Annotated in this window: 10 protein-coding genes; 5 read left to right on the top strand and 5 right to left on the bottom strand. The window is 72.6% G+C overall.

Going from position 1 to position 11,900, the window contains the following annotated elements; genetic code table 11:
- The first annotated feature begins 186 nt into the window (after positions 1-186).
- A complete protein-coding gene (locus HLK59_RS05095) occupies positions 187-2,079 on the top strand; it encodes a hypothetical protein (protein WP_240982219.1) in 1,893 nt (630 codons plus the stop codon).
- Between the two features lie 2 nt (positions 2,080-2,081).
- Here HLK59_RS05095 and HLK59_RS05090 read toward each other — a convergent pair whose 3' ends face one another.
- Positions 2,082-2,483: a nuclear transport factor 2 family protein gene (locus tag HLK59_RS05090; protein ID WP_171140005.1), complete on the bottom strand. Its 402-nt coding sequence runs from the start codon at positions 2,481-2,483 to the stop codon at positions 2,082-2,084.
- A 97-nt stretch (positions 2,484-2,580) separates the two neighbouring features.
- Between HLK59_RS05090 and HLK59_RS05085 the strand changes: the two genes are divergently transcribed.
- A complete protein-coding gene (locus tag HLK59_RS05085) occupies positions 2,581-3,309 on the top strand; it encodes a class I SAM-dependent methyltransferase (RefSeq protein WP_171140004.1) in 729 nt (242 codons plus the stop codon).
- Positions 3,310-3,319: 10 nt separating this feature from the next.
- Here the strand turns inward: HLK59_RS05085 and HLK59_RS05080 are convergent, their stop codons facing one another.
- The gene (locus tag HLK59_RS05080; RefSeq protein WP_171140003.1) at positions 3,320-5,395 is read right to left on the bottom strand and encodes a hypothetical protein; all 2,076 of its coding nucleotides are present in this window, start codon (positions 5,393-5,395) and stop codon (positions 3,320-3,322) included.
- 106 nt (positions 5,396-5,501) lie between these two features.
- Between HLK59_RS05080 and HLK59_RS05075 the strand changes: the two genes are divergently transcribed.
- Positions 5,502-6,380 carry an MEDS domain-containing protein gene (locus HLK59_RS05075; RefSeq protein ID WP_171140002.1) on the top strand — a complete coding sequence of 293 codons (879 nt, stop codon included), beginning with the start codon at positions 5,502-5,504 and terminating at the stop codon, positions 6,378-6,380.
- Positions 6,377-7,309 (top strand): sensor histidine kinase, encoded by a 933-nt coding sequence (locus HLK59_RS05070; RefSeq protein WP_171140001.1) that lies wholly within the window; start codon positions 6,377-6,379, stop codon positions 7,307-7,309. The genes HLK59_RS05075 and HLK59_RS05070 overlap by 4 nt, the downstream gene beginning before the upstream one ends.
- Here the strand turns inward: HLK59_RS05070 and HLK59_RS05065 are convergent.
- The 3 genes from HLK59_RS05065 to HLK59_RS05055 form a co-directional block, all read right to left on the bottom strand.
- Positions 7,245-8,000, bottom strand: a complete 756-nt coding sequence (locus tag HLK59_RS05065; RefSeq protein WP_171140000.1) for a GntR family transcriptional regulator — start codon at positions 7,998-8,000, stop codon at positions 7,245-7,247. The two genes, HLK59_RS05070 and HLK59_RS05065, sit on opposite strands and share 65 nt — an antisense overlap.
- Positions 8,001-8,151: 151 nt before the next feature.
- The gene (locus HLK59_RS05060) at positions 8,152-9,318 is read right to left on the bottom strand and encodes a serine hydrolase domain-containing protein (protein ID WP_171139999.1); all 1,167 of its coding nucleotides are present in this window, start codon (positions 9,316-9,318) and stop codon (positions 8,152-8,154) included.
- Positions 9,319-9,417: 99 nt separating this feature from the next.
- Positions 9,418-10,386 (bottom strand): acetylxylan esterase, encoded by a 969-nt coding sequence (locus tag HLK59_RS05055; protein WP_171139998.1) that lies wholly within the window; start codon positions 10,384-10,386, stop codon positions 9,418-9,420.
- Positions 10,387-10,486: 100 nt separating this feature from the next.
- Here HLK59_RS05055 and HLK59_RS05050 point away from each other — a divergent pair, with 100 nt between their 5' ends.
- Entirely contained in the window at positions 10,487-11,845 is a 1,359-nt protein-coding gene (locus HLK59_RS05050; RefSeq protein WP_171139997.1) for an 8-oxoguanine deaminase, read from the top strand.
- Positions 11,846-11,900: the final 55 nt, after the last annotated feature.

Below are 11,900 nucleotides of genomic sequence, written 5' to 3'. Positions count from 1 at the left end.
ATCCGAGGCATCGGCGTCCAAAATGCCTCCGCACGGCCCCTATTGCCTGGTGGGCGGGGCTGATTCACTCCTCGTGCGCACCTGATGGTGCCTGAAGCCCGGGCCGTCGTGAGGTCTCTCCGACGGCGGGCCGCTCACACTGCGCGACGGCGCACTCCACCCCTGGGAAGGCACGCAATGACGTTGATGACCCGACGCTCGGTCCTGATCGCCGGTACCGCCACGGCCGGCGCCGTCCTGCTCCCGGCCGCCTCCGCCACCGCCGGCACAAAGACCTCTGGCAAGCGGATCTCGGTCGGCTCCGGCGAGACGTACGAGCTCTCCGCGACCACCCGCGTGAGCGAACTGTCCATCGCCGAGGGCGGAACCATCGCCGCCCCCGACGGGTACAGCCTCTCCCTCACCGTGGACGGCACGGAGACCGGCCAGCTGCTGACCGAGACCGGCGGCACGGCCACACTGATCCAGGCCGGCACCTACCGGGGGGACGTCGTCCTCACGGTGGCCGAGGCCACCGCGGTGACGTACGAGACGCTCACCTTCCCCTTCCGGCAGGCGCTGTACGTGGACGCGGCCGGCGTCGACCGGGACAAGTCCGTACTGACCGCGGTACGCGGCGGCAAGGTCACCGACGCCGCGGCCCGCAACGTCTCCATCACCTCCACCGGCGAGTGCTTCGACGGCGTGTTCGTCCAGGACGCCACGTACACGCTGAACGGCACCGCCATCTCCCTGACCGGCAACGGCCGTTGTGACTTCGCCGGGTACGGTGCCGCGGTCGTCGGCGACGGTGCGGCGACCAAGCTGGTGTTGGACGGGGCCCGCATCGGCACCAAGGGCGTGGTCCGCACCGCGGTCATCGCGAACGACGGCGCCAATGTCGTCGTCAAGAACTCCGTCCTCCACACGCGCAACGGCGTGCTGCCCGCCGACTACCAGGCCACCGTCGAGACCCCGTACATGCAGTCCGTGCCGTGGATGCTGGGCCTGGACGGCAACGTCCGGGCCACCAACCTCATCGGCAAGAGCAGCAAGGCCACCTACCTCAACTCCACGGTGTTCTCGGAGACCTGGGGCGCCCTGTCGGTCGAGGGCGGCAGCGGGCTGAAGCTGACCGTGGTCGACAGCCATGTCGGGAACACCGGGGAGTACGGATACGGCACCTACGCCATCGGTGACGCCGTCGTCCGGGTTCTCGGCTCCCGCTTCGACGTCGGCAGTTACGCGACCATCATCGCGGGACCGGCCGCGGTGGTGCACTACGGCGCCAGTACCCGGGCCGCCGTCGCCGCGCTGAACACCGAGCTCGACCTCGGGCTGTCCGCCGCCGAGCTCAAGGCATTTCCGGTGCGCAACACGGTCGTGAACTCGGGGCACTTCGGCTACATGTTCTTCGGCGCCGGCACGCTGACCCTCGACGGCGGCACCGTCATCAACTCCGAGCGGGCCACCTTCCTCAACAAGGGCCAGCAGACCGCCATCAGCGTCGACGGCGCCGGGGGCACCCGGCTCAACCCGGGCGACGGGATCATCCTCCAGATGATCGAGCTGGACGACCCGGGTCCGGTGCGTGTCGACGGCAAGATGCTCAACACCGGCGTCTACACCGAGCCGACGGGCGACCCGGCCAAGGACGCCACCTTCGACGTCACCGCCGCGCACACCGCGGACGGGGCCGCGACCTTCACTTCGATCAAGCTGAAGGGCGACTTCTACAACGGCATGCGCAAGGGCAAGAACATGGTCCTCACCTTCGAGGAATCCACCGTCGAGGGCGTCATCACCGCGTCGCGGACCAAGCACCGGGTCGACACGATCGACGCGTCCACCTTCTACGAGCTCGGCATCGTGACCAACACCGCGCAGGCCGCCGTGAACAACGGAGTGGTGGTACGGCTGAACAGCGGGTCGGCGTGGACCGTCACGGGCACGTCGTACCTGACCTCCCTGGCGCTCGCCGCCGACGCCACGGTGAAGGCGCCGCGCGGGAAGACGGTCACGCTGACCGTCGACGGGGTGCAGACGGCCCTCACCCCCGGTACGACGTACACGGGCGCCCTCACCGTCACCGTCGCCTGACGTCAGGAGGCGGAGCCCGCCTCCGCCTCCTTCGCGATCCGCTCGAACTGGGCGCCCATGGCCTCCGCGAGGGCCTGGGCGCCCGACAACGGCCGCACCATGACCGTGAGTTCGTCGATCAGACCGTTCTCGTCGACGTGGATGAAGTCGCAGCCCGTCAGCGCGCGGTCGCCCACCCGGGCGGTGAACACCAGAGCGTGGTCGCGGCCGTCGGCCCCGGTGAGCTCGCGCTCGTAGCGGAAGTCCTCGAAGACCCGGGAGACGCCGCGCAGGATCGCCGCGGTGATCGCCTTGCCGGGGTACGGCTTGAAGACGACCGGGCTCGTGAAGACGACGTCCTCCGCCAGCAGCGCCTCGACCGCGTCGAAGTCCCACGCCTCGACGGCCTCACGGAAAGCACGCATACGACCTCACTCCATAGTCAATTAGTTGAGTAATCGCGGCCTACGCTATGCCCCGGCCCGCGGTGTGTCCATGGGGGTGCTCCCCTAAGCTGACGCGATGTTCAGCCCAGAAGGCCCGAGCCTCCGCGAACTCGCCGTCCAGGCCCTGTCCTCCGTGGAGCACGGCTACGACCTCCTCGCCCCCAAGTTCGACCACACGCCCTTCAGGACCCCGGACCCGGTGCTCGACTCCGTCGCCCGGGCGCTGCGGCGGACCGGGCCCTTCGACGCTGGGCTCGACCTGTGCTGCGGCACCGGGGCGGGGGTCGGTGTGCTCGCGCGGGTGTGCCGGGAGAGCGTCACCGGCGTCGACTTCAGCGCCGGCATGCTCGACGTCGCCCGCGAGCGGGTGCGGCCCGCCGGGCCCCGGGTCGACTGGGTCCGTGCGGACGCCCGCGCGCTGCCCTTCGGGCCCGCCTTCGATCTCGTCGTCAGCTTCGGGGCCTTCGGGCACTTTCTGCCGCGCGAGCTGCCGGGGCTCTTCGGCCAGGTCCGTTCCGTGCTGCGGCCGGACGGCTGCTTCGCCTTCCCGGTCGTCGCGCCGCCCCGCCCCGGATCGCTCGGCTACTGGATGCTGCTGGGCTTCGACGTGGTGATGCGGGTGCGCAACGCGGTGTGGCGGCCGCCGTTCGTCATGTACTACCGGGCCTTTCGGCTGGGGGACGTGCGCGGGGAACTGGAGCGCGCCGGATTCCGCGTGGAGCTGATGGCGCTGCCCGAGTTCGGGAGCCGGGGCGACGGAAGTCCGCGCGTCCGCATGGTCGTGGCCCGGCCCCGGCCCAGCTGACCGCCCCCCTCTAGGTGTCCTCGCCCGTACCGGCTCCCCCCAGCGCCAGTCCGATCGCCGCCTCCGACCCCAGTTCCCCGCCCTCCCGCACCGCTCGGGCGAACCGGGTGTCGCCCAGGGAGGCGCGCAGCCGGCGTTCGTACTCCCGGTGGAAGACGGTGGTGTCGGGTCTGCCCAGCTGCGGCAGCCCCGCCGTGCGCCACAGGCGCCTGCTGACGCCCAGCAGGCGCGCGGCCAGCTCGTCCTCACCACGGGCGGCCTGCGCGGCGACCAGCAGATCGGCGACCGCGGCGGCACCGAGCCGGTCGTGCACCCGCCATTTCGCGGTCAGCGCCTCGCGGGCCGACCGCAGTGCCTCGTCCGGCCGGCCGAGCCCGATCCCGGCGAGCGAGACGAAGAAGTCACCCCAGGCCCGCATCCACAGCTCGCCTCGCTCGGCGCACTCCCGGCGCAGCCGCTCGGCGACCGAGGCGCAGCGCTCGAACGAGGCCTGCCCGGCCAGCAGATACGCCTGGAGAGCGAGCGTCATCAGCTGGAAGAACTCGGCGCCGCCGTCACCCGCCGGGGCCTGCCGGCCGCTCCCGTACAGCACCGCCGAGCGCGCCGACTCGCCGCGCACGGCCAGGCTCGCCCCGGTCAACGGCAGCGCGGGGACCGGGAGATGACGCTCCTCCGCGAGCCACACATAGGCGGTGCTCACCGACTCGGCGGCCTCCAGGTCGTCCGGTACGACGGTGACCAGCCGGTGCGCCCACACGGCGAGGGTGTGTTCGGGCCCGCCGCCCTCCGGGACGCGGCCCAGCGCCTGCTCCAGACAGCCCCGGCCCTCCTCCGCGAACCCGCAGGCGAACCAGAAGTACCAGAGGCTGCCGGTGAGTTCGAGCGCGGTCTCCGGCTCGGGCGCCGCCAGGCACTCCTCGATCGCCAGCCGCAGATTGGCGTGCTCCGCGGTCAGCCGCTCCGCCCACATCCGCTGGCCCGGCCCCAGCCACTCCGCCTCGCCCTGACGGGCGATCCACCGGAAGTAGTCCCGGTGGCGGCGCCGCACCGGCTCCTCCTCGCCGAGCCCGGCCAGCCACTCGGCGCCGAACGAGCGCACGGTGTCGAGCATCCGATAGCGGCCCGCGACACCCTCGCCGTCCCGTGTCACGATCGACTTCTCGCTGAGCGAGACGAGCAGCGCGAGGACGTCCTCGGCGCTCAACGGGCCGCCGTGGCACACGAACTCGGCCGCCTCCACGTCCCAGCCGCCGACGAACACCGAGAGCCGGGCCCACAGCAGCCGCTCCAGGGGCGTGCACAGCTCATGGCTCCAGCCGATGGCCGTGCGCAGCGTCTGATGCCTGGCCGGCCGCGGCCGGGCGGAGGAGACCAGCAGGTCGAAACGTGAGCCCAGCCCCTCCATCAGCCGGTCGAGGGGGAGCCCCCGCAGCCGTACGGCGGCGAGTTCCAGGGCCAGCGGTATCCCGTCGAGGCGGGCGCAGACCGCCGCCACATCCGCCCGGTTGGCCTCGGTGAGCGCGAACGACGGCACCGCGGCCGCGGCCCGGGCCGCGAACAGCGCCACCGCGTCGTCGCCCTCGCCCAGCGGCAGCGGGGTCACCGCCAGCAGCCGCTCGCCCGGTACCCCCAGCGCCTGGCGGCTGGTCGCCAGCACCCGCAACTCCGGTACCCGCGCGAGCAGTTCCGTCACGACACGCGCGCACTCGTCCAGGACGTGCTCGCAGGTGTCGAGGACCAGCAGCAGCGGCGGCCCGGCGAGGTGCTCGCCCACGGCTCCCAGGAGCGGCCGCAGGGTCTGCTCGGTCAGCCGGGTCGCCTGTGCCACCGTGTTGGTCAGGAGGTCCGGATTCCTGAGCTCCGACAGCTCCACCAGCCAGGTGCCGCCACGGAAGGCCGGCTTCGCGACATGGGCGGCGCGCAGGGCGAGCCGGGACTTGCCGACACCTCCGGGTCCCGTCAGCGTCACCAGTCGCGCTGTCCCCAACAGGGCTGCTATGTCGGTGAGTTCGAGCCTGCGACCGATGAACTCGTTCGCCTCGGCGGGAAGGTTGCCGGTCCTGCCGCCCTGCACAGAGGCCGCCATCGTCCCCCCTCACCGCAACCCGACGGTAGGTCACCCTAACGCCTCACGGGGTGCCGCGATCCGGCGTAGCGTGGAAGCGGTGACGCCCCGTCGAGGGAGGCGCGCGATGGCCGTATCCGCTGTGACGACCGTGGGCCGGATGCGCCACGGGGACCACCTGCTCCTCGGCTACGACACGGACGAGGAGCGGGAGACCGTCCTCGCCGCGTTCCTGCTCGACGGCCTGGCCAGCGGCCACCGCGGACTGCTCCTGCCGCCGGCCGACATGCCCGCGGGTGTCGCCCTGTCCTTCCTGGAGGCGCACGGCTGCCGCGTCGAGGAGGAGCTCGCGGCGGGCCGGCTGTGCGTCGACGCCCATCTCGCCGCCCCCGAGGGGCTGTGGGACCTGGACGAGATGATCCGCCGCGAGACCCGGCGCGCGGTCGGCGACGGCTTCCTGGGGCTGCGGGTGTGCACGGAGATCCTGCGGGCGCTGGGCGGGAAGGGGCTCAAGACACTGCACGACAGCGAACTCCTGCTCGACCCGGTGTTCGCCGCGCTGCCCGTGCTCGGCATCTGCCAGTACGACAGCCGGGTCTTCGACGAGTCCGAACTGGCCCCGCTCGCCGGGCTCCACCACGGCCGGGTGGGCGCCGACCATGTGTGGCTCGACGACCTGCTGTCCATCACCCGCACCTTCGCACCCCCCGGCCTCGCCCTCGCCGGAGAGGTGGACGACACCAACGTCACCGCCGTGGCCCGCGCCCTGCGCGCGGAGCGGGCCCGCCCCGCGAGCGGCGCCCGCATCCGACTCGACCTGAGCGAACTGCACTTCATCGACGTCGGCGCGCTGCGCCTGCTGGTCTTCTCCGCGCTCGCCCTCTCCGCCGCGGACGGCGTCCTCGTCCTGTCGGGAGTCGCCCCGCACATCCAGCGGGTGATGCGGGTGACCGGCTGGGACCGCGTCCCCGGCCTGCTCTTCGAGCCGGACGGAGACACGCCGTGACCCGCCCCGGCTTCGTCCATCAGGCACTCCGCTACGGCTCCGACGCCGAGTTCCTCGCCGGCACGGCCGACTTCGTCACCGAGGGCCTCGACGTCGGCGACGCCGTCCTCGTGGTGGTGGGCCCGCACAACCTCACCCTGCTCGGCGAGGTGCTCGGCGACCGCTCCCGCGAGGTCGAGTTCGTCGACGCCCACGACTGGTACGACTACCCGTCCCGCACCCTGGGCCGCTACCGCGACTACTGCGACCGGCGCGGCGCCGACCGCCGCGTGCGGGTCGTCGGCGAGCCCGTCTGGGCGGGCCGGGGCGCCTTCGAGACCTGGGAGTGGATCCGCTACGAGTCCCTCCTGAACGTCGTCTTCGCCGGCACGGGCCACTGGATCCTCTGCCCGTACGACACCCGCGCGCTGCCCGCCGACATCGCCCGCACCGCGGCCCGCACCCACCCCGAACTCATCGACGCGGCAGCCGACTTCACCGACCCCGCGGAGTTCGGTGCGGAGTGCGACGCGCGGCGGCCCGGCCGTCTGCCCGCCGGTCCGGACGACATCCCCTTCGCCCGTGGAGGCTCGGCGGCCGTACGCCAGGGCCTCGCCGCGTACGCGCGTCGCGTCGGTCTGCCGGAGCAGCGGACGTACGACCTGGTGGCGGCGGTGCACGAGACCGTCGTGAACTCCCTGCGCTACGGCGGCGGACGGGGCGTCGTACGACTGCGCAGCGACCCCGAGTACGTCATCTGCGAGATCCGGGACGACGGGGCGCACACCTCGGCGCCCCGACCGCTCTTCCCCGGCCATCTGCCGCCCGGGATCCGGGCCCCGGGCGGTCACGGGATGTGGCTCGTACGGCAGTTGACGGACCTGGTCAGCGAGGACCTGGACCCGAGGGGCTCCGTCGTGCAGCTGTACTTCCGTCGGCCGGCAGCGTGAACTCGTAGACGAGTGCCTCCTGTCGGGCGTCCAGTACGAGGTCGGTGATCTCCAGGGGGCGGGCGTACTGGTCGTGCACCCGGCGGGTGACCCGGACCGCGGGGGTGTCCGCGAGCGGGGTGATGGAGTCGCGGTGGTGCAGGGTCAGGCCCGCCTTGCGCATCCAGTCGTAGGCCCGCCGCAGCTGCGCCGACGCGCTGCCGTCGGCCCGCCCGCGATACCGGGCCAGCTCCTCGACCTCGGCGAGTGCCACGGCGGAGAAGGAGGTCACGGCGGTGCGCCGGCCCGACTCGTAGCGGTGCATCAAGGTCGGCCGGTGCGGGGCGAGCCCCAGGGCCTCGGCGTGTTCCGGCGGGGGAGTCTCCCAGGTGACCCTCGCCCGGTCGGCCGCGTCCGGGCCCGCGGTGTCGGCGCCGACCGGAAAGGCGAGCGCGGACGAGGCCTCGACCGGCGCCGCGGGCAGCGCGGCATGGCTGCCCCGCCGGTCGGTGGCGACCAGGCCGTCGCGGCGCAGCACCTGGAGCGCCTGCCGGACGGTCTCCCTGCTGACCTCGAAGTGCTCGGCCAACTTCCGTTCGCCCGGCAGCCGTTCACCTGGCGGGACGGTGCCGTCGCGCAGTTCGCCGAGCAACTCCGTGGCGATCCTCCAGTAGAGGGGTTGGTCCTCGTGCGGGGTGGTGGTGCGGGCCATGCCGCGCCTCCTGTCGGTGACGTGCCGTAGCCGTGCGGGCTCATTGCGCCACCAGATCTAGCATTGGTCTAAACCACAAGGGAAGGGCGGCCCGGGGGATCGACCGAAACCGGTCCACCCGAAACCGGACCACCCGAAACCGGATCACCCGTCACAGGGCGCCGTAGAGCGCGTCGATCAGCGCCATCTTCCGCGGATCGTCGGCGATATGAGGCCCCATCCTGTTCATCACGTAACCGAGCGACACCTCCGCCTCGGGGTCGGCCAGCCCGCAGGAACCGCCGAACCCGTCGTGCCCGAAGGCCCGGGGATTGGGCCCGTACGACGCGTTCGCCCCGCTGAGCCACAGCCCCAGCCCGATCTCGGTCTCGCTCTCGAAACCGGCGCCCAGCACCAGGTCCCGACAGCTGCCCTGCCCCTCCCGCACCCGCTCGGCCGCCTCGGGCGACAGGACGCGGTGGCCGTCGTACGTCCCCCGCCCCGCGAAGACGCCGTACAGCTGGGACACGGCGCGGGCGGTGCCGTGGCCGTTGGCGGCGGGGATCTCGGCGGCCCGCCACCCGGGTGTGTTCGCCTCGGCCGCCCCCGCCGGCGGGTTGGCCAGCGCGGCCAGCGCGAGGGGCGCCAACTGGCTGAAGATCGCGGCCTGTTCACTGCTCGACGCGGCCGGCGGATGGACCAGCTCGGCCGCGCGCCCGTACTCCTTCTCCGGCAGCCCGACAGTGAAGTCGATGCCGAGCGGCCCGGTCACCTCCCGCTCCAGGAAGGCCCCCGGCAGCAGTCCCGACACCCGTCGCACCACCTCGCCGACCAGGAACCCGTACGTCAGCGCGTGATACCCCGACCGCGTGCCGGGCTCCCACCACGGCTCCATCGCCGCGAGCCGCCGCGTCGTCAGCTCCCAGTCGTAGAGCTGCTCCAACGAGTGCGGCTCCCGAGGTCCGGACAGCCCCGCACGGTGCGACAGCAGATGCCGTACGAGGACCTTCTCCTTGCCCGCCGCGGCGAACTCGGGCCAGTACGCGGCCACCGGCGCGTCGAAGTCCAGCAGCCCCCGGTCGGCGAGGATGTGCGCGCACAGGGCCACGGGCCCCTTCGAGGTCGACCACACATTGACCAGCGTGTCCCGCTCCCACGCCCGGGTGCGGGCGGCGTCCGCCCACCCGCCCCACAGATCCACCACGGTCCGCCCGCCGACCGTGACGGCGACCGCCGCCCCCAGCTCGCCCCGCTCCCGGAAGTTCTCCTCGAACGCGACACGCACCCCTGCGAAACGCTCGTCGCAGTGGCCCTGAACGCGGGCTTCGTGCTCGGACATGGCTGGCCTCCGTCGTCCGCCGGCAACCCGGACCGCGACACTGCGACCCGGGCCCGATGAACGTACCGACTGGTCGGACTGGAGGGAAGACCCGGTTCCTCAGACGTACGAGCGCAGCCAGCGCAGCTTGAGCGCCTCCTGGTAGGGGCCACCGCCCTCGTGGTCGTTGAAGTCGTAGACCTCGATCTCCTTGTCGTCGTGCGCCCAGGCGTTGAACGCGGCGAAGACCGTGGAGGGCGGGCAGGTCTGGTCCTCCAGGGCCGCCGAGAAGAGGGCCGGGGCGCGGCCGCGGGCGGCGAAGTGGACGCCGTCGAAGTACGACAGGGTGCGCAGGGCGTCCTCGGTGCGGCCGCGGTGGGTCTTGAGGAACAGGCCGATCTCACGGTACGGGTGACGGTCCGTCAGAACCGCCGCCCGCGGGTAGTCGCACAGGAACGGCACGTCCGGTGCGACGGCCACCAGGTCCGGGACCAGACCGCCCACGGCGATCGTGATGCCACCGCCCTGGCTCGTGCCGAGCGCGACCGTGCGGGAGGCGTCCGTCAGCGGGTGCGAGCGGGCCGCCTCGACGGCGCGCACCGCGTCCGTGAACACCCGGCGGTAGTAGTAGTTCTCGGGCGCGTCGATCCCGCGCGTCATGAAACCCGGATAGGCGGGCGCCCCGCCCACCGGATCCGCCGTGCCGCCGCCACCGCCCCACGCACTGCCCTGGCCGCGGGTGTCCATCACGAAGTGCGCCCGGCCGGTGGACGCCCACAGCAGATGCTCGTGCGGCAGCCCGCGCCCGCCTCCGTACCCGACGAACTCCACGACCAGCGGCACCGGTTCCGCGGCCCCGGCGGGCAGCGTCAGCCAGCCCTTCACCGGGTGCCCGCCGAACCCCGCGAACGTCACGTCGTACACCTCGACCGTCGTCAGACCGGTGTCGACGCGTTCGAAACGGGCGTCCAGGTCGTGCCCACGGGCCTCCTGGAGGGTCTTGGACCAGAACGAGTCGAAGTCCTCGGGCTCGGTGGACGCGCTGCGGTACTCGTGGAGCTCGTCGAGGGGGAGGTCGAACAGGGCCATGTAGGACCGCCTTTGAAGAGGGCCGATGATGATCACACCGTACGTGTGACGTCGGACGACCCGCCAGGCCTTCGCCCGTCCGCCTGTCTACGATGACGCCATGACGTCAGCCGTGGATCTGCTGGTCAAGGACGCCGAACTGCTGGTCGTGGACGGGGATCGGGAGATCCCCGGCGGCTGGCTCGCCGTCACCGACGGTCGGGTCGCCGCCGTGGGCGCCCCGGGAAGTGAACCCGAGGCCTCGACGACGCTCTCCGCGGCGGGACGGCTCGTCACCCCGGGCCTGGTCAACACGCACCATCACATCTACCAGAACCTCACCCGCTCCTACGCGCCCGCCGTGGGCGGCACCCTCTTCGACTGGCTGACCACGCTCTACCCGCTGTGGGCCGCCCTCGACGAGGAGGCCGCGTACGTCTCCGCGTACGTGGGCATGGCCGAGCTGCTCATGGGCGGCTGCACGACCTCCTCGGACCATCTCTACGTCCACCCGCGTCCGCGCCTGGTCGACGCCGAGATCGGAGCCGCCCGCGACATCGGGTTCCGCTTCCACGCGACGCGCGGCTCGATGACCCGGTCCGTCGAGGACGGGGGACTGCCGCCGAGGAGCGTCACACAGAGCACGGACGAGGTGCTCGCCGACAGCGAGCGCCTGATCAAGGCCCACCACGACCCGGCGCCCGGCGCCCTGATCCGTGTCGCGCTCGCCCCCTGCTCGCCGTTCTCGGTCACCAAGGAAGTCATGACCGCCACGGCCGAACTCGCCGAGCGCCACGACGTACGCCTCCACACCCACCTGGCCGAGGACCACGACGAGGACACGTACTGCCTGGAGACGTACGGCTGCCGGCCCGTGGAGTACTTCGAGGACTGCGGCTGGATGACCGACCGCACCTGGGTCGCCCACTGCATCTACCCGAACGACGACGAGCTGCGCCGCCTCGCGGCCGCGGGCGTCGGCGTCGCGCACTGCCCCAGCTCCAACATGCTGATCGGCGGCGGCACCGCCCGGGTGCGCGAGATGCGCGAACTGGGTCTGCCGGTCGGCATCGGCTGCGACGGCTCGGCCTCCACGGACCACGCCTCCCTCTGGATGGAGACCCGCAACGCCCTGCTGCTCGGCCGCTACCGCGGCGGACCCGGTGCGATGGCCGCGCGGGACGCCCTCGACATGGCCACCCGCGGCTCGGCCCGCTGCCTCGGCCGCGACGACGAGATCGGCCATCTGCGCCCCGGCGCCTGCGCCGACCTCGTCGTCTGGGACCTCCACGAGGTCGCCCTCGCCGGCGCGCTCAGCGACCCCGTCGAGGCCTGGCTGCGCTGCGGACCCGCCCGGGCGTGGACGACGGTGGTGGGCGGCCGGGTCCTCGTCGACCGCGGGGAACCCGTCCTGCCGGGGCTGGCGGGGGCGTTGCGGGACCATGGGCGGATCGCCCGGCGGATGCAGGGGATGGACTGACGCGAGAGCGCACACCATGGGGCCCCGCCGCACAGGAGCGCCCGGCAGCGCGGCC

The organism is Streptomyces sp. S3(2020) (assembly GCF_013044505.1).
Taxonomy (GTDB): domain Bacteria; phylum Actinomycetota; class Actinomycetes; order Streptomycetales; family Streptomycetaceae; genus Streptomyces.
This window is presented reverse-complemented; position numbering and strand designations above follow the sequence as displayed.